Source organism: Paenibacillus thermotolerans (assembly GCF_028745515.1).
In the GTDB taxonomy this organism is placed as follows: domain Bacteria; phylum Bacillota; class Bacilli; order Paenibacillales; family YIM-B00363; genus Paenibacillus_AE; species Paenibacillus_AE thermotolerans.
The window spans coordinates 53520-72797 of the sequence record NZ_JAQZSG010000003.1 but is presented as its reverse complement, the minus strand read 5'-3'; the positions used below and the strand labels follow the sequence as shown (position 1 = coordinate 72797).

Sequence of the window (19278 nt, the reverse complement as noted above, 5' to 3'; positions counted from 1 at the left end):
TTAGACTTTTTCTTTTTTGATGTACGACAGAAACGTGTTGTAAACGATATTGATCAAATCTTCCCTTGTAATTTCATTCTTGTAATCGTCGCGGCGATCGACCAGCTTAGCGTCGACCATCGCCTTCACCCAGCCGCGCGCCCAAACGGAAGCGCCTTGTACGTCCGTTCCGTCCGCTTCGGAAAGGCCGATCATCTTCGCCATTACAATCAATGTTTCTTCGACGGTAATATTCGCATTCGGAATAAACTGACCGCCGCCCTTGCCGTTCATAACACCCAAGCTATAGGCGGTTTCCACCCATCCGTAGTGCCAAGCGTCGGGCGGAACGTCCTTAAAATGCGCCGTGTTCGGTGTAACCAAATTGTTATCGCTGTAGCCGCCGATTCTTGCCGCAACCGCTGCAATTTCCGCTCGGGTCGCATTCCGGCCGTAGCGCGCGCTGCCGTCCGCATAGCCATTGAATATCCCGGCCGCTTTCAATACGTTGAATTGATTATCCAAATTTTGCAGCATCGCTTTAAATGAATCGTACGTATGTAAGGCAACGCCCGCAAAGCCGGGGTGATTCGAATAATGGCGTCGGATCGCTTCCATTTGTTCCGTCAAGTAATTGATTTTTTTATTATTGTATGTAATTGTTTCCGGAATCGAGTTTCCGTTCGCCGGCATCGTCTCAACTCCGATATAAGCTTTCTTTCCGGCGGTCGAAGCATAATCGACATCGGCCGCCGACAGCTTGATTTGACCGGCGGCGTTGTCCCGATAAGCCATAATCGAAACGGAATCGACGAGATCGAGAATATGGTGGCTTAGCGGCTTTCTTTGCTTTTTATATTCGATCGTCAGCGGCTTTTGTCCGCTTGTATACCAGAACGGGACTGCCGCGTTCAGTTCAAAGCTTTCACGGACATCTGCCGGTATTTTGTTCGCCGCAGCTTCGAGCAATCTCAACATTTGCATGCCGATCGATCCGGCATTGTCTTTAAAATCGGGTAACGTATAGGGCTCGATATCGTACTGCAGCCCGTCAAACCCGTCAGACGTCTCCGACGAAAGATCCTCATTAAAATCTAAAACCTGGTTCAGTTGATCCAAAGCATACGAATGATTGTCCTGCAGAGCCCAAGAGGCGTTCCCCGCAAGCGCGAAAACTTTGATTCTATGCTTGTGCGCTTCCCGAATCAACTCGGCGTAATCGTCCGGCCGGTCCTTTAACGTATTTCTCGTCCCGACAAACAGCAAGCCGATATTGTTTTTCAATGAAAAGTCGATGAGCTCTTGTCTTTGCGCATCGGTCGACATCGATGTATAGAAGTCCCAAACCCACATCGCATTGACAGGATTGCTTTGTGCTTGGGCCGGGGCGCCGTAAAGACATGTCAGAAGCGATACGACGCATGCAAGCCTGACGAATGTTTTCATCTTTCATCTCCTATTGCACGGCATTAACAGTGACTTAGACGATTGTATCGAAAAAAGGTTTCGCGCCTTCCAATAATCGGGAGAAAAGGCCCGGTATTCACAGCGATAATAAAGGAAAATCGTAGCACGACCAGAATATATTCCTAAGAAACGCATTGGAAAGGGATGTATAGTTGATGAACATTGCGGACAAAGAAGCACGCCGCCAAGAGCTGTACGGTTTGTTGGGGGACCTTCCGGACCGAAACGTCATTACGGCGAACAAAATCGACGAAGAAGTGCATGAAAGCTACACGCTGGAGCGATTGCAGCTCGATCTGAACGGAATGGAGACGGTTCCGGCGTACTTCGCGAAGCCGCGGCGGGCGGAAGGTCCGACTCCCGTCGTTCTGTTCAATCATTCCCATGGCGGCAACTATCAGCTGGGGAAGGACGAGCTGATCAAGAGCAACGTGTATATGTACAAAAAGCCGTATGCTGAAGAGCTTGCCGCGCTGGGCTTCGCTTCTTTTTGCATCGATATGTGGGGCTTCGGGGAAAGAAGAGGCAGAACGGAGAGCGAAATTTTTAAGGAAATGCTCTGGAACGGCCGGGTTATGTGGGGAATGATGGTTTATGACAATCTAAGGGCGATCGATTATTTGGCATCCCGAGACGATGTGATCGCGGACCGGATTGCGACGCTCGGCATGTCGATGGGAAGCACGATGGCTTGGTGGACGGCCGCGCTCGATCCGAGAGTGAAGGTTTGCGTCGACATTTGCTGTCTTACCGATTTTCATTCGTTAATCGAGTCGCGCGGCTTGGACGGACACGGCATTTATTACTATGTACCCGCTTTACTGAAACACTTTACGACCTCCGAAATTAACGCGTTAATTTCACCAAGATGCCACTTAAGCACGGCAGGCAACTATGATTTGCTGACGCCGCCCGCCGGATTGGATATCGTCGACAAGCAGCTTCAAGAAGTTTACCTTCGCGACGGAGCGCCGGACAACTGGAAGCTGCTGCGCTATAACGTCGCCCACTTGGAAACCGCGGAAATGCGCAACGAGATCGTTCGGTTTCTTGCCGAACGTTTATAATCAAACGAACAAGACGGGGAACGTCCCTTGCCCTTGCGCATGGGACGTTCTTTGCGTTCATCAAAACTAATAAACATACGTCGGATTCTTTTGAATAAACATTTACTAAAACTGCGGCAATCGAACGTAAAGAAATTACGAAACGAAGGAGCGGCAATGTCAAAAAAGTTGAATAAATCTACGATAAAACAAATTGCAGAATTTACCGGATACTCCGTTTCCACCGTCTCGCTGGCCTTGAATCAGAAAGGGTCGCTGTCCGAACAGACGAGAGCGAAAATTTTGGCGGCGGCCGAAAAGCTTCAGTACATACCCCCTGTAAACAATGACGTTCAATTTATTCGGCTGTTGATTGAGGAATCGTCCGAATCGGTGTTTGCGGATCCGTTTAACGGCGCGATTATACGCGCGATCGAGCAGGAATGCCGCGGGCTCGGCTATGAACTTGTCTTAACGTTCGTAAGCGAGAAAAATAACCCGGACGCGTGGACGGTCGGGGCGTCGGGTTTGCTGCTTTTAGGCAGCGGATTAATTACCGATGAATTGCTGCTTAAGCTGAAAAAATCGCCCGTCCCGGTCATCCTGGTCGATAACTACTTGCATTGCGGCGGGTTTATCAGCATTTACGCGGATCACTACGGCGCCGGCTACATCGCAACGCAATATTTGATCGAGCAAGGTCACCGAAGCATCGGGTTTATTTCCGGTCCGTCAAAGTACAAAACGTTAACGGACCGGTTCGCCGGGTATTGTTCCGCCTTGATTGAGCACGGCATTCCGCTGAATATGGAGTTTATTTCTCCGAACTTCGATAAGCAAGAGAAGAAGGGCTACCTGGAAATGAAGCATTTGCTGAATCGCCCGGAGCGGCCGACGGCTGTTTTCGCTTGCAGCGACAAGGCTGCGCTCGGCGCGTACAAAGCTTTGGACGAAATGGGGTTGAAGGCTGGGGAAGATATTGAATTAGTCGGCTGCGATAATATCGAAAGCTTGCGAAATTTGCCCGTCCCGATCGCGACAGTCGACATACCGAAGTCGCAGGTCGGCAAACAAGCGGTTCGGACGCTGCTTGAGGCAATCAACGGGAACGACTATATTCGAAAGATTGTGATTCCGCCCAGCTTAGTTTTTCATGGATGAATGAAAGCCCGGCAGGAAAAAAATCAGTTTCGGAGGGATGAGTATGAGTGACGACAAACAAATGTCCAGAAGAGAATTTCTTGGATGGCTCGGTAAAGCCGGGCTTGTCATCGGGTTCGGCGCATCGGGACTATTAGCCGCTTGCACTTCCAAATCGTCAGGGGGTTCTTCGGGAGGAAAAGCGAAGCTTGTTTTCGCCCGATGGGGGAACGGCAACGATAAGGAGGAATGGGATAAAGTTTTGGACGGCTTCCGCAGCGAAAACCCGGAGATTGAGGTGGAGCTGCTGTACGTGCCGGGAGACAGTTGGGGAGGGTATTTCAATAAATTGTCCACCATGATTGCGGGAGGGCAGCCGCCGGACGTGGCTCACATCGCTATTGAAGGCACGCAGCTGTTCGTCGCGAAAGATATGGCTCTCGATTTGACGCCTTTCATGGAATCGGACCCGGTAAACGATCTCGATGACATTCATCCGAAAATTCAAGAAGCGTTTATCGTAAATAAGAAATATTATGCTCTAACCTTTGCATGGAATAATATGGTCACCTATATGAACACCAAGATGTTAAGCGAAGCCGGACTGCCGGTACCGAAGCCCGATTGGTCCGGGGACGACTTTTTGAATTATTGCAAAGCGCTGACAAGGGAAAAAGACGGAGAGAAGGTGTTCGGCTTTATCGTTCCGAGCGGCTGGTTTCTCATTGAAGCCTGGCTGTTTAACAACGGCTCCGCCATTCTAAGCGACGATATGACCAAGTGTACTTTAAATGACCCGGCTAACATCGAGATGTTCCAATTTTTCCACGATTTAATATACAAACATAAGTACTCTCCGTCGCCTTCCGAAACCGGAACGATGGGCGACGCCTTCCTTCAGCAGCATGTCGCGATGCACAGCGCGGGAAGATGGCCTGTCAAAGGATATCTCGATCAAAATTTCCGCGATTTCGACATTCAATACATTCCTAAATTCAAAACGCAGCAGACGATCTACGGGGTGGACGGATTCCCGATCTTAAAGGCGAGCAAGCATCCGAACGAAGCCTGGAAGCTTATCAAATATTTAAATGGCGTCGGCCCGCAAAAGACGTTGGCGTCCACTTGGTCGATTCCTTCCCGCAAGGCGGTGGCCGATGAGGTCATCCCTAAGGTTCCGCCGGCAAACGGAGGCATTTACTACGAAAGCGCCAATACGGCTCGACCGGTGCAAGCACCGCCGACCTTCAACAAGCTGGACTCCATTTTCAATCGATATGTAAGCGCTATCTGGGCCAACGAAATGAAAGTAGAGCAAGCGCTGAACGATGCGACGAAAGAAATGCAGGCCGCACTCGATGAAGGGATATAAAAGGTGCTGCGTATGGCGAGTTACTTGTTAAAAAAAGAAAAGTCAAGGGAAATAGCGGCGGCTTATTTGTTCATAGCACCCAGCATTATCGGGTTTTTGGCTTTCATCGGCATTCCTGTAATCGCTGCGGTCGCATTAAGCTTTACGAGATATGACATTTTGACACCCGCCCGATTCGTATGGTTTGACAATTTTACGGCTCTGTTGTCGGATAAGCGGTTATTTATTTCTTATCTCAACACCGTCAAATTTTTATTTTTGCTCATCCCCATCAATATCGTGCTTGGACTACTGTTAGCCCTTGGCGTACACCGGGTGCTGTCCAATAAGCTTAAGTACTTGTTTCGAACCGTGTTCTTCTTTCCGACGATGGTCACGACCGCCTCTGTGGCGCTGGCTTGGGGTTATCTCTTAAACAAAGATTACGGCGTCTTGAACTTTTATTTCGGAAAGCTCGGCATCGAACCGATTCCCTGGCTTAACTCGGCGGTGTGGAGCATACCTGCGATCGTGCTGTTCAGCGTCTGGAAAGGAGTAGGAAGTTCGTTCATCTTCTTTCTCGTCGGCTTGCAAAGCATCCCCCGGGACTATTTCGAGGCTGCGGAAATCGACGGTGGGAACAGCCGGACCGTATTTTGGAAAATTACGCTGCCGCTGCTTACGCCTACGATATTTTTCATCACGACGATGGGACTCATCGGAGGCTTTCAAATTTTCGACGAACCTTTCCTGATCACCAAAGGCGGACCCGGCGACAGCTCGCGGACGATCAACATGTATATTTATGAGCACGCGTTTCAATTTTTTGAGATGGGATACGCATCGGCGGTGTCGCTCACCTTGTTTGTCATCATTCTCGTGTTAACGATGATTCAATTTAGGCTCGGGAACCGCTGGGTGCATTATCAATAAAGGGGAGGGGAACCGCATATGACGAGAGCGGCGCCGTCTAAAAGCATCGGACAATTGGCAATATCGATCATTCTTATCGCTGCGGGCTTTTTGATGATTTTCCCCTTCCTATGGATTTTTTCGACCTCTTTACGTCCGGCGATGGAATCGTTTAAGCTGCCCCCGGCCCTATTCCCGACGCGATACGATTGGAAAAATTACGCATACGTTTTTGAAGCTGTGCCGTTTTTTCACTTTTTCCTCAACAGCTTGAAAATAGCGCTTTTTATTACCGCGGGGCAATTGGTCACATGCGCGACGGCAGCGTACGCATTCGCAAGGTTGCAATTTCCGGGGAGAACGGCGCTGTTTCTCCTCCTGTTATCCGGTCTCATGATTCCGTCGCAGGTGACCATCATTCCGCTGTTCATCACGATCAAAAACCTCGGCTGGATGGACACGCACGCATCGCTCATTGTTCCTGCGCTTGTGAATCCGTTCGGCATCTTCTTATTGCGGCAGTATATGATGACGATCCCGAAAGAACTGGAGGAGGCGGCAAGGGTGGACGGAGCGAGCCGATTTCGCATCTTTTGGAATATTATGATGCCGATTGCAGCCCCGGCGGCAGCCGTCGTAGCCGTGTTTACATTTATCGGTTCGTGGAACAATTTCTTCGGTCCTCTGCTTTTCTTAAATACATACGAAAAAATGACGCTCCCGCTAGGCCTTACGATATTGCAAGGGTATATGGGCAACGGAAATCCTTCCGCCATATTAGCGGGGGTCATGATGTCCATCGTGCCGGTTCTCCTGTTTTACATCTTCAGCCAAAAATATTTGATTGAAGGAACGACGCTGGGAAGCATCAAGGGTTAGATTATCGAAAACTTGAAGGAAATTAAAACGCTTACAGAGAACAATGAAGATGGAATTGGACTTGATATTGAGAAAGTTAAATACGGATAAGGGCGGAGGGGTAACTATGGTTTTTTCAAAGGAAGAGCTGTACGATTTCGGATCTCAAAGGACGTTCACGGGTGAAGCGGACGAAGCGGCGTTTCTGCTAGGCGGGATCGGAGCGGGCAACGTATCTCTCGGCAGCCGCGGCGAGCTGAGAGACTGGGAAATATTCAACAAGCCGGGAAAAGGCAGCAAGCTGGCGAACACGTACTTTGCGATTTGGGCGAAGCCGGAAGGCCGCGATCCGGTCGTGAAAGTGCTGGAATCCAAGCTGAATCCTCCGCATGCGCTCTCGCACGGGTACCATCCGAACACCGGGGCGGGGCTGCCGCGCATGGATAAATCGGTTTTGCGCGGGGAATATCCGATTGCCTGGATCGATTTCGAGGACGCCGACCTGCCCGTTCATGTCAGTTTGGAAGCTTATACTCCCTTGATTCCGCTGAATGAGGAGGATTCCGGCATTCCAGGCGCAATCTTTACTTATCGGGTAACGAACCGGACGGACCGCCCCGTTGACGTAACGATTGCAGGCTCGATCATTAATCCAATCGGAGGCATCGAATTCGACCGGTTCGGAAATTTGAACTTATCGAATGCGGGGCAAAACGTCAACGACTTTAGGCAGGAAGGAAGCTTATCCGGTCTGTTTCTGCATTCGCATAAATATGCGGAGAACGATTTGAGCTTCGGTAACGTATCATTAGTTACCGCGAACGCAAACGTAACGTTCAAACGGGCATGGCTTCGCGGGGCATGGTTCGATTACCTTCAGGAATTTTGGGACGATTTGTCGGATGACGGCCGATTGCAGGATTTGGGGTATGAAACGCCGTCGGAAGACCATAAGACGGATACCGGCACGCTGGGCATATGCGAGCGGCTTTCACCCGGTGAAACGAAACAAATCCGGTTTATGTTAACCTGGTATTTTCCGAACCGGGTGAACGGCTGGAACGAGCATGTCCGGGTGAAGGAGCCCGGGCGCGAGATCACGCAAAATTACTATGTAAATAGGTTTGACAGCTCCTGGGCGGTTGCGGTTTATTTGGAAAACAATCTGGAGAGGCTGAGAGCGCAAACGTTTGGTTTTCATGACGCGCTTTTTGAAGGAACGCTGCCGAATTATGTCATTGACGCGTTGGCCGGCAACATGCCGGTGCTGCGCAGTACGTCTTGCTTTTGGTTAAAGGACGGGAGATTTTTAGGGTATGAAGGCTGCTTCGACGATGCGGGCTGCTGCGACGGAACATGTACGCACGTTTGGAATTATGCGCAGACGTTAGCGTTTCTCTTCCCGAGTCTTGAGCGAAATATGCGGCGCACGGAGCTGCTGGAAGAGGTGAACGGCGATGGGAAGATGAATTTCCGCGCCTTCAAAATGTTCGATTCCGAATGGATGTGGCACGGCAAATCCGCGCCGGCTGCCGCTGACGGGCAAATGGGCACCGTGATGCGCGTATACCGGGAATGGAAGCTTTCGGGCGACGACGAGTTTTTGAAAGAGCTTTGGCCGAATGTAAAAAAGACGATCAAATACGCATTCATCAACTGGGATGTCGATGGGGATTTCGTGCTGGACGGTGAGCAGCACAACACGTACGATATTGAGTTTTACGGACCGAATCCGTTAACGGGCATTTATTTGCTCGGCGCGCTGCGCGCAGGCGAAGAGATGGCGCTGTATTTGGGGGAGACGGACACGGCCGGCCAATACCGAGACGGATTTGAACGAAGCGCGAAGCGGCTTGACGAGCTGCTCTGGAACGGCGAGTATTACGTTCAGCGCCTCGATGACGTAAATCAGTACAAATACCAGCACGGGTTGGGCTGCCTTTCGGATCAGCTGCTTGGCCAGCAGCTGGCGCACCTGTACGGGTTAGGCTACCTGCTGCCGAAAGAACGGGTGGCGCAGGCGATCCGTTCGGTTTATAAGTACAACTTCAAAACCGATTTTACCAATCACGTGAACTGCCAAAGAACCTATGTTCTAAACGATGAGCAAGGCTTGCTGCTATGCTCATGGCCGAACGGGGGAAGACCGCGGCTTCCGTTTGTATACTCCGATGAAGTTTGGACCGGAATCGAGTACCATGTAGCTACACACTTGATTTACGAAGGTTTTATCGAAGAAGGATTGACGATCGTAAAGGCTGTGCGAGACAGGCACGACGGCATTCGGCGCAATCCTTGGAATGAAGTGGAGTGCGGACACCATTATGCCCGTTCCATGTCAAGCTGGGGGCTACTTGTGGCGCTGAGCGGTTTCGAGTATGACATGGCTCGAGGGACGATGAAATTCGATCCCGTGCTTTCCAAGGACAATTTCTCGACGTTCTGGAGCACCGGTAAGGCGTGGGGCACTTATTCACAGAAGAAAAATGACGACAGCGGCGAGGTTGAAGCCGAAGTGAATGTGTTGTACGGCGATATAAGCGGCGTAACGGTTTATGCATGCGGACGGGAGCTGAGGTTGTGAAACAAACGGCGCTTGTTTTGCTAAGCGGTTTTTTGGGAGCAGGAAAAACGACCTTGATGCTGTCCGCAGCAGAGCTGCTGCGATCAAGAGGCAGTCGAGTCGCCTGCGTGACCAACGATCAAGGCTCGCAGCTGGTCGACTCGAAAATGGTGTTAAAAAAGGAAATACCTCTGCAACAAATCGAAGGGGGGTGCTTTTGCTGCCGGTTTGACGAATTGGTCGATTCGATCAATGAAATCATTACGCGGCATCGACCTGATGTTATTTTGGCGGAAGCGGTGGGCAGCTGCACCGATCTTGCGGCTACCGTTGTCAAACCTTTGCAATCGTTCCACGGCGACCTGCTGAAGGTGTTGCCGCTGACGGCCGTGGCGGACCCTATACGGTTGTCGGAGCATTTGTCGCAAACATCGCATTTCAGTCCCGAAATCTCATATGTGTTTCAAAAACAGCTCGAAGAAGCGCGTTACATCGTGCTTAATAAATCGGATACGCTTTCGGATCATGAGGTGAATCATTTATGCGATCAATTAGGTAACACATATCACAATTCAGATCCGATCCCCTTATCGGCCTTAACCGCTAATGGGGTGGAGCGATGGATACAGAAGCTCTTTATTGAGGATGTATTCCGGCCGGTTCACGTGCTGGACATCGATTACGATACGTACGCCGAAGGGGAATCTCATCTCGGCTGGTTGAACGCCGGCGTTACGATTGAAGGCAAGATCGATCATGCGGATGAACTTTGCCTTGCGATGTTCGGTGCTTTGGTTACAGGGTTGTCGGAACGCGGTGCTCAGATCGCTCATTGCAAGCTTTGGGCACAGGATGATAGGATGGAGTTTAAGGTTAGCGCCGTTAACAATCATGCGATTACAGTGGACCGAAGTCCCGCCGAGGCTTGGTCGTCCGAACGGCTTACCCTTTGGCTGAATGCGCGCGTTTATTCCGTGCCCGAGCAGCTTCTTCATGTTTTTGAAGAAACGATGCGCGGCATTAAGGAACGTTATGCGGTCAGGGTAGACGTTAAGCAAGCGGATTGTTTTGCGCCATCGCGCCCGGTGCCTACATACCGAATCGTTTAACGCAGTATGAATCAACGAATGATTTCCGACAAATAAGGTGAAACGGATGCAGAACATTAACGTGAAACGAATTTATGAGGATGCCGAAAGCGGGGACGGTGCGCGAATTTTAGTGGACCGCATTTGGCCTAGGGGAATCTCGAAAGAGAAGGCCCGGCTAACGGCATGGATGAAGGAAATCGCCCCCAGCACGGAATTGCGAACTTGGTTTCATCACACGGCGGAGGGAATGCCGGATCGATTCGAAGCGTTCAAAGAACGTTACATGGTGGAATTATCGGATGCGGAGCACCAGGAAGCTCTGCAGAGGCTTCGCGATTTGGCCGCACGGGAGACGGTCACGCTGTTGTATGCCGCGAGGAACGAACAGCTGAACCATGCAACGATCCTAAAACAATATTTGGAGAATCAAGAAGCCTGAAGGGACACTTCAGGCTTCTTGAATGTACATACAACCTTGTTGTGTTATAATCGAAACCAACGATGAAAACATTCTGGGGTGTACGATGAACGACAGACAACCGCCGAAATATATGCAGCTTAAACAGGAGATCTTATCTTGGCTAACCTCCGGACAGTTGAAGCCTAACGATCAAATGCCGTCCGAGCATGAAATCGCGGGACGGTTCGGAATGAGCAGACAGACGGTCCGCCAAACACTCAGCGAGCTGGAGAAGGATGGATGGCTGTACCGCCTTCAAGGTAAGGGCACGTTCGTAGCGCAGCCAAATACCGGAAGTGCTCAGGAAACGCAAACGATCGGTATGATTACGACGTATATTTCGGATTATATTTTCCCGCATATCGTGCGCGGCGCGGAAGGTGCGTTAAGACGCCGCGGCTTCGGCCTTACGCTGTCGAGCACCGATAACGACAAGCAAAAGGAAAGGGAGAATCTCCAATTTTTTCTTTCCCACCGCACGCGCGGTCTCATTATCGAGCCGACCAAAAGCGCGCAAGGCAACCCGAATCTGGACTTATATTTATCGCTGCACGTTCAAGGAATTCCGTTCCTCATGATTAACGAGCGGTATCCGGAGCTGCATTGCCCTTGTCTCAAAATGGACGATGAAGCGGGCGGATATGCGGCGACCAAGCATTTGTTCGATTTGGGCCACAAGCATATTGCCGGTTTCTTCAAGACGGACGATCTTCAAGGCGCAAATCGGTTGAAAGGGTTCATCAGAGCGCATATTGAGCGCGGTCATCCGCTGCAGCGCAGCTCGGTGACCCAATATACGACGGAAACGAAATCGACGCTTCCCTACGAATCCGCCTTATCGATGCTTCAGCTCGAGGAACGGCCGACCGCATTCGTATGCTACAACGACGAGCTTGCGGTCCGGCTGCTTGAAGCGGTTAGACGGACCGGTTTATCGGTACCGGAGGATTTGTCGATCGTCGGGTTTGACGATTCGTCGCTGTCGACCGCGACCGAGGTGAAGCTTACTACGATCGTCCATCCGAAGACGGAAATGGGAGAGGCGGCGGCCGAAATGCTGCTTAGCATGATGGAGGGCAAACCGGGCGATACCGTGAAAGACATCATATATGTGCCGGAGCTCGTCGTCCGGGATTCTACGAGACCGATATAATAATACTATACATAAGCCTGTACACTTGTATGTACAGGCTTATTTGTTTTGTAATATTTTTATAGCCAAGTTGTACGTACAATTGTATAATTGGTGTTGTGAATGTCAGATGGGCGGGGAGGGCGGATCGCAGTTGTTGGAACAATTGAAGCAAGAGGTGCTTGAAGCGAACTTAGACTTGCCGAAGTACAAAATGGTTACGTTTACGTGGGGGAATGTAAGCGGAATCGACCGGAATGCGGGGCTCGTCGTCATTAAACCGAGCGGGGTCCCATACGAAGAGCTGAAGCGGGACGATATGGTCGTCGTAGACTTGGAGGGCAATTTCGTAGAAGGCCGTTACAAACCGTCGTCCGACACTCCGACGCACCTGGTTCTATACAAAGCTTTCGATCGGATCGGAGGCATCGTGCACACCCATTCCCCGTGGGCTACGAGCTGGGCTCAGTCGGGCCGCGGCATTCCGGCGCTCGGCACGACGCATGCGGACTATTTCTACGGCGAAATCCCTTGCACCCGGCCGATGACGGAAGCTGAAATTGAAGGCGCTTACGAGCAGGAAACGGGCAACGTGATTGTAGAAACGTTCCGAACAATCGATCCGAACGCCGTTCCCGGAGTGCTCGTTCATTGCCATGCGCCGTTTACGTGGGGCAACGATGCGCACGATGCGGTACATCACGCGGTCGTGCTGGAAGAGGTGGCCAAAATCGCGCATCGAACGGTTCATTTGAATCCGGGCGTGCAGCCGATGGATCAAACGCTGCTCGATCGCCATTATTTGCGCAAGCACGGCAGCAATGCGTATTACGGACAAACGAACCGGTAAAGGAGTTGGAGAAGAGCATGGGTAAAAAATATGCCATCGGCATCGATTACGGCACGCAATCCGGACGCGCGGTGCTGGTCGACTTGGAGAACGGGGCGGAGGTTGCCGATCACGTCACCCCTTACCCGCACCTTGTAATTGACGAAACGCTGCCCGGGTCGGGCCTAAAGCTGGAGGATGATTGGGCGCTGCAGCATCCTGCGGATTACATCAAAGTGTTGACCGAATCCGTTCCGGCCGTCATTCGTCTGTCGGGCGTCGATCCCGCGGACGTGATCGGCATCGGCATCGATTTCACGGCTTGTACGATGCTTCCGGTGAACGAAGACGGCGAGGCTCTTTGTTTGCTGCCTGAGTTCAAGAACCACCCGCACAGCTGGGTTAAGCTTTGGAAGCATCATGCCGCACAGGACGAAGCGAACCTCTTGAACGAAATTGCCGCCGCCCGCGGCGAGAAGTGGCTGCCGCGGTACGGAGGAAAAATTTCCTCGGAGTGGATGATCGCCAAAGTATGGCAAATTTTGAACGAGGCGCCGGAAATCTACGAAGCGACGGACCGGTTTTTGGAGGCGACGGATTGGGTCGTATCGAAAATGACGGGAAATATCGTCCGGAACAGCTGTACGGCCGGATATAAATCGATATGGCATAAACAAGAGGGATACCCTAGCGGCGATTTCTTCAAATCGCTCGATCCGCGGCTCGAACGGTTGGCGGAAACGAAGCTTCGCGGGGAAATCGTGACGCTCGGCACGAAGGCCGGGGAGCTAACCGCCGACATGGCGGAGCGGATGGGTTTGCATGCGGGTACGGCGGTAGCCGTAGGCAATGTCGACGCGCACGCGGCCGTTCCGGGCGTCGGCGTCGTTACGCCGGGCATGCTTGTGATGGCGATGGGGACGTCGATCTGCCATATGCTGCTCGGAACCGAAGAGAAGGAAGTCGAAGGAATGTGCGGTGTCGTCGAAGACGGCATTATTCCCGGGTATCTCGGTTATGAGGCGGGGCAGTCGGCGGTGGGCGACATTTTCGAATGGTTTGTGGAGCAAGCGGTTCCGGCTTACGTCAAAGAAGCGGCGGAACAAGAAAGCGTTTCCGTTCATGAATGGCTGGAGCGGCGGGCCGCCGCATATCGACCGGGCGAAACCGGGCTGCTGGCGCTCGATTGGTGGAACGGCAACAGGTCCGTATTGGTGGACACCGATTTGACGGGCTTGATCGTCGGCATGACGCTGCTGACGAAGCCGGAAGAAATGTACCGTGCGCTGCTCGAAGCGACGGCATTCGGAACGCGCAAAATCGTCGATGCATTCCATAACAACGGAGTAGAGGTTAATGAGCTGTACGCCTGCGGCGGACTGCCGCAAAAAAATCGATTGCTGATGCAAATCTATGCCGATGTGACGAACCGCGAAATTAAAGTCGCCGCCTCGAAGCAAACGCCGGCGCTCGGTGCGGCTATGTTCGGCGCGGTTGCGGCGGGGAAAGACAAAGGCGGCTACGATTCGATCGTCGATGCGGCGCAGCGAATGGCGCGCGTACAGGAAGAAACGTATAAACCGATTCCCGAGCATGTGGCGGTTTACGACAAGCTTTATAAAGAATATTCGAAGCTTCACGATTATTTCGGACGCGGCGAGAACGATGTGATGAAACGTTTGAAAGAAATGAAAGAGCACTCCAAAACCTATAATCGTTCGACACTCGAGGAGGATGTTTTGCAATGCTGACGGTGAAGCCTTATCAATTTTGGTTCGTGACGGGAAGCCAGCACTTGTACGGACCGGAAACGTTGCAGCAAGTGGAGGAGCATTCGAGGAACATTACTTCCGGCTTGGACCGGGATGACGCAATCCCGTTCAAGCTGGTGTTTCAGCCGGTGCTGACAACGCCGGACGCCATTCGACGGTTAATGATCGAGGCGAACACGGACGACAATTGCGCCGGAATTATTACGTGGATGCATACGTTTTCGCCCGCAAAGATGTGGATTTCCGGGCTGTCCCAGCTGCAGAAGCCGCTGCTTCACCTGGCGACGCAGTACAACCGCGACATTCCGTGGGACACGATCGATATGGACTTTATGAACCTGAATCAGGCGGCGCACGGCGACCGCGAGTACGGCTTTATCGGCGCCCGCATGGGCATCTCCCGCAAAGTCGCTGTCGGCTATTGGGAAGATCCTGCGGTTCGCCGGCGTGTAGGCGATTGGATGCGTACCGCGGTTGCTTGCGCGGAGAGCCGCGCGCTTAAGGTCGCGCGTTTCGGCGACAATATGCGGCAAGTCGCCGTAACCGAAGGCGATAAGGTCGAGGCGCAAATTCAATTCGGCTGGTCCGTCAACGGTTACGGTGTAGGCGATTTGGCGCAGCGCGTCAACGCGGTTGAAGAGAGCGCGGTGAACCGTTTGATGGATGAGTATGCCCAGCTTTATGACATTGCGCCGGAAGGGCGGAAGGACGGGGCGGTTCGCGATGCGATTCGTTATCAAGCGCGAATCGAGTTGGGACTGAAAGCGTTCCTTGAAGAAGGCGGATTTACGGCGTTTACGACAACGTTCGAGGATTTGCACGGCTTAAGGCAGCTCCCCGGACTGGCGGTACAACGCTTAATGGAGCAAGGCTACGGCTTCGGAGGGGAAGGCGACTGGAAGACGGCCGCGCTTGTCCGTTTGATGAAAATTATGGCGGGCAACGAGGGCACGTCCTTCATGGAAGATTATACGTATCACTTGGATCCGGCGAATGAGCTCGTGTTAGGCGCGCACATGCTGGAAATTTGCCCGACGATCGCCGCAGATAAGCCTAAGCTCGAGGTGCATCCGCTCGGCATCGGGGGCAAAGAGGATCCCGCCCGCATGGTGTTCAACGGCAGATCGGGTCCGGCCATCAATGCTTCGATTATCGACATGGGCAACCGGTTCCGCTTGCTCGTGAATGAAGTGGAAGCGGTGCGGCCTGACCAAGCGATGCCGAAGCTTCCTGTCGCCCGCGTGCTTTGGAAGGTGCTGCCGAACCTTAAGGAAGGCGTCGAATGTTGGATTATGGCGGGCGGCGCCCATCATACCGGATTTTCTTACCGTGTAACGGCGGAGCATATGTCCGACTTTGCGGAAATGACAGGCATCGAGTGCGTCATTATTGGAAAGAACACAGCCCCTTATGCGCTGCGCAATGAATTGAGATTGAACGATATGGCGTGGCGTCTCCGGTAGCTTTACCGTCAGAACACGGGAGGTGCGTCAATGGCTCACATATTGGAAGTTATTAAAGAAGCGGCCGCGCTTGCGAACGAACCGACGGACCACGTCGCGTTCCCGGAAGTTGTTTTGCTTAAGCCCGGCGCGGTCGCCGATGCGGCAAACTATATGGCGGAAGCGATGTACGGGCGAATTTCGCTCGTCGCCGATGCCGATACGTACGAAGCGGCGGGAAGAGCACTTCGCAACCATCTGCTGGCGAGAAGGGTTTCGGTCGAGTTGACGATCGTTAAGCCGAACCCGCTCGGCGATGTTGTAGCGGATGAAGCGTCCGTCGTCCAAGTGCTGCTTGACGTACAGCGCTCGAAGGCCGAGGCGATCGCGGTTGCCGGGGCGGGAACGCTGCACGATATCGCCCGTTATGCCGCATTTACCGCCGGTCTTCCGTTCGTGTCCGTCCCGACGGCTCCGTCCGTTGACGGGTTTACTTCTAAGGGGGCGCCGCTGATCGTTCGCGGGGACAAAATAACGGTCCCGGCCGTCGGCCCCGCCGCCATCTTCGCGGATACGGACATTTTGCAATCGGCTCCTCCCGTCATGGCCGCCGCCGGCTTCGGCGATATGCTCGGTAAATATACTTCGCTATTCGATTGGAAGTTCGGCAGCCTATGCGCCGGAGAGCCTTATTCGCCTTTGGCGGCCGGCATCACGGAGCAAGCGCTGCATGCTTGCGTCACTCATGCCGCGGAAATCGGCAGGGGTACGGAGGAAGGAATCTCCGTGCTTACCAAAGCGCTGATCGAATCCGGAATCGCCATGCTTATTTTAGGGCAGTCCCATCCCGCGTCGGGAGCGGAGCACCATCTGTCCCATTATTGGGAGATGGATTATATTCGAACCGGCAAGAGACAGCTGCTGCACGGTGCGAAGGTCGGCGTAGCTTGCACGCTGATCTCCGATTTATACCGCCGAATTGCGGAAGATGGGCTTGAAGAGATCGCGCATGAAAACTGCGAAGCCGTTCGCCGGCTCATCCGCGATTCGATTCCCGAGCCGGATGAGCTTCGAGCGCTCCTGACGGCAGTCGGGGGACCCGCGACGCTGGAGCAGCTCGGCGTGGCTCCCGAGCTCGCGGCAAATAGTCTTCGTCATGCTCATCTCGTGCGGCCGAACCGAAGCACATTATTAAAAATGTACAATGAGAGGTTATCTTAGCAACGTTAAAAAGAGAATTAAAAACAGTATATTTAACCCCATTCCTGTTAAGGTTTGGGTATTTTTATAGCCGATTTCGTTAGGTCTAAATAAGTATATTAATGAAATAATTATTTTGTCATGTATCGCAGTAACTTTATGTAAGCGGTTAAATATTTGTTGTTGACAAGAAAATTGACGCTTAGGTATCATGTTAAGGTAAATATTATTATTTAATACACTTATTAATAATAATTCAACAAATCGGAAAGCGGGGCTGCCGGCATGACGAACCGAGTTACGATAAATACCGACATGACGAAGGGAAAATTAGCCGACATATTTACGGACATTTCTCGGAGCATTTGGGCCGTTGCGTTTACGAGGGCTTATGAGTGTTAGAAGCTGAAACTTCGTCCGATGTCCGTTACCGTGCTCAAGGTTGAGAAAAGCGTAATGACGGGAGCAAAGCTCCTAGCTTCTGCATCGTTCAAAAGCGCATGTTTAAGCTCTTGAAAGGAGGGATGCCGAGTATTTCCAGTCAGCAAGAGGATTGCCGGACAGCAAAATCTATTTTTGTAAGGGCATACAATTGAGGAGGGTTCGAATGAAAAGGATGATCAGCAGCGCAATCATGTTATTGTTGGTTCTTTCTTTAATGCTTTCCGCTTGCGGCGGCAATACTGCGGCACCGCCGGACTCGACGGATCCGGGGACGGCCGAACCGGCCGATACGACGGAGACGGCGGGCGAAGAGACTCCGGCCGATGTAGTCGTTGAAGAGGAAGTGAGCGTCAACGATCTTATGAGCGGCAAAGAAGCTTCCGGAGAAGTCACGGTTTGGACGTTCGTGGCGGAAACCGAAGAAATCGCCAAAGCTTTCATGGAACAATATCCGAATATTAAGGTCAACGTCGTTAATGCAGGCTGGGAAGTTCACGACAAGCTCGCGACAACGCTGGCGGCCGGCACCGGAGCTCCGGACATCGCGATGGTCGAACAAGGGCAGTTCCCGAGATATGTAACGGGAGACGTACTGGAAGATTTGCTCATGCCGCCGTTCGAGGCCGGACGCTATGAAGAATTCGTATCCGAATACAACTGGAACCGCTGGAAGTCCATTGACGGCGCCAAGCTGTACGGAATGCCGTGGGACGTAACGCCCGGGGTGCTTTACTACCGGTCGGATATTTATGAGCAGCTTGGGCTTCCGAGCGATCCGATCGAATTGTCGCAATATATGACCGACCCCGAAAACATTCTCGCGATCGCACAGACGTTAAAAGCCGACGGCAAGTACTTCATGGAATGGGGTGACGGACCGGTTCATTGGGGCGGCGACGAAGTCGGCTACTTCGATACGCAAATGAAATGGACTCGCAATACCGACCGGCTCGTCGAATTGCTCGATGTGACCAAGCGCGGCGAACAGCTTCAGTGGTCGCCTTATGTGTCGGCATTATGGAGCGATGAAGGAAAAGCGATGGTGAAGAAGGGCGAGCTGACGGGAATCGTGCTCGGTTCCTGGGGTGCCCGTGAAATCGAAAGAACTTGGCCGGAGCAAAAAGGCAAATGGCGAGCGACGACGATGCCGCTCGGAATTCATGCGGGCCTCGGCGGATCCACGTTCATCGTGCCGAAGCAGGCTAAAAACAAAGAGGCGGCTTGGGCGTTCATCCAATGGGCGACCATTTCCGAAGACGCGTGGAAAATTTGGACGAAATATTCGGTTCAGCCGGGCTGGAAGCACATTCAGGAGCTTGACTGGTACATTAACCACACCAATGAATTTTTGGGAGGCCAAGAAGACTACAGGTTCTACCAAGAGGTCGAGAAAAATATTCCGGCGAGAACCTTGAATCCGCTTGACGGTAAAGCTTGGGAGATTTGGCTGGAAGGCGTTCAAAGGGCGATCAAAAACAACCTCGATTCCAAAGCGATCATTCAGGAAATCGATGAGAACGCGCAAAAGCAGCTGAAGCCGGACATAGACAAAATCTTGAAAGAAGAATTCGGTCAATAAACAAATCGGTCGA

At 52.2% G+C, this 19278-nt stretch carries 15 protein-coding genes; 14 read left to right on the top strand and 1 reads right to left on the bottom strand.

Going from position 1 to position 19278, the window contains the following annotated elements; genetic code table 11:
* Window positions 1-1425, bottom strand: a complete 1425-nt coding sequence (locus PT964_RS03895) for an S-layer homology domain-containing protein (protein ID WP_274362018.1) — start codon at window positions 1423-1425, stop codon at window positions 1-3.
* A 176-nt stretch (window positions 1426-1601) separates the two neighbouring features.
* Here PT964_RS03895 and PT964_RS03890 point away from each other — a divergent pair, with 176 nt between their 5' ends.
* The 14 genes from PT964_RS03890 (at window position 1602) to PT964_RS03825 (ending at window position 19265) form a co-directional block, all read left to right on the top strand.
* A complete protein-coding gene (locus PT964_RS03890) occupies window positions 1602-2513 on the top strand; it encodes a dienelactone hydrolase family protein (protein ID WP_274362017.1) in 912 nt (303 codons plus the stop codon).
* 156 nt (window positions 2514-2669) lie between these two features.
* On the top strand, window positions 2670-3653 hold the full coding sequence (locus PT964_RS03885) for a LacI family DNA-binding transcriptional regulator (RefSeq protein ID WP_274362016.1): 984 nt from the start codon (window positions 2670-2672) through the stop codon (window positions 3651-3653).
* A gap of 43 nt (window positions 3654-3696) precedes the next feature.
* Window positions 3697-5004 (top strand): ABC transporter substrate-binding protein, encoded by a 1308-nt coding sequence (locus tag PT964_RS03880; RefSeq protein ID WP_274362015.1) that lies wholly within the window; start codon window positions 3697-3699, stop codon window positions 5002-5004.
* Window positions 5005-5016: 12 nt separating this feature from the next.
* Window positions 5017-5916, top strand: a complete 900-nt coding sequence (locus PT964_RS03875) for a carbohydrate ABC transporter permease (RefSeq protein ID WP_274362014.1) — start codon at window positions 5017-5019, stop codon at window positions 5914-5916.
* An 18-nt stretch (window positions 5917-5934) separates the two neighbouring features.
* Window positions 5935-6774 carry a carbohydrate ABC transporter permease gene (locus PT964_RS03870; protein WP_274362013.1) on the top strand — a complete coding sequence of 280 codons (840 nt, stop codon included), beginning with the start codon at window positions 5935-5937 and terminating at the stop codon, window positions 6772-6774.
* A 106-nt stretch (window positions 6775-6880) separates the two neighbouring features.
* Window positions 6881-9337: a GH116 family glycosyl-hydrolase gene (locus PT964_RS03865; RefSeq protein WP_274362012.1), complete on the top strand. Its 2457-nt coding sequence runs from the start codon at window positions 6881-6883 to the stop codon at window positions 9335-9337.
* Window positions 9334-10425, top strand: a complete 1092-nt coding sequence (locus PT964_RS03860) for a GTP-binding protein (protein WP_274362011.1) — start codon at window positions 9334-9336, stop codon at window positions 10423-10425. The genes PT964_RS03865 and PT964_RS03860 overlap by 4 nt, the downstream gene beginning before the upstream one ends.
* Window positions 10426-10471: 46 nt before the next feature.
* Entirely contained in the window at window positions 10472-10846 is a 375-nt protein-coding gene (locus PT964_RS03855; protein ID WP_274362010.1) for a DUF488 domain-containing protein, read from the top strand.
* Window positions 10847-10931: 85 nt separating this feature from the next.
* A complete protein-coding gene (locus PT964_RS03850) occupies window positions 10932-12020 on the top strand; it encodes a GntR family transcriptional regulator (RefSeq protein WP_274362009.1) in 1089 nt (362 codons plus the stop codon).
* A 133-nt stretch (window positions 12021-12153) separates the two neighbouring features.
* Window positions 12154-12849 carry an L-ribulose-5-phosphate 4-epimerase gene (gene araD, locus PT964_RS03845; protein WP_274362008.1) on the top strand — a complete coding sequence of 232 codons (696 nt, stop codon included), beginning with the start codon at window positions 12154-12156 and terminating at the stop codon, window positions 12847-12849.
* 17 nt (window positions 12850-12866) lie between these two features.
* Window positions 12867-14579: a ribulokinase gene (locus PT964_RS03840; protein WP_274362007.1), complete on the top strand. Its 1713-nt coding sequence runs from the start codon at window positions 12867-12869 to the stop codon at window positions 14577-14579.
* Window positions 14573-16063, top strand: a complete 1491-nt coding sequence (gene araA / locus PT964_RS03835; protein ID WP_274362006.1) for an L-arabinose isomerase — start codon at window positions 14573-14575, stop codon at window positions 16061-16063. Before PT964_RS03840 ends, araA begins: the two co-directional genes overlap by 7 nt.
* 30 nt (window positions 16064-16093) lie before the next feature.
* Window positions 16094-17263 (top strand): sn-glycerol-1-phosphate dehydrogenase, encoded by a 1170-nt coding sequence (locus PT964_RS03830; RefSeq protein ID WP_274362005.1) that lies wholly within the window; start codon window positions 16094-16096, stop codon window positions 17261-17263.
* 586 nt (window positions 17264-17849) lie between these two features.
* The gene (locus tag PT964_RS03825) at window positions 17850-19265 is read left to right on the top strand and encodes an ABC transporter substrate-binding protein (protein WP_274362004.1); all 1416 of its coding nucleotides are present in this window, start codon (window positions 17850-17852) and stop codon (window positions 19263-19265) included.
* The last annotated feature ends 13 nt before the right edge of the window (window positions 19266-19278 follow it).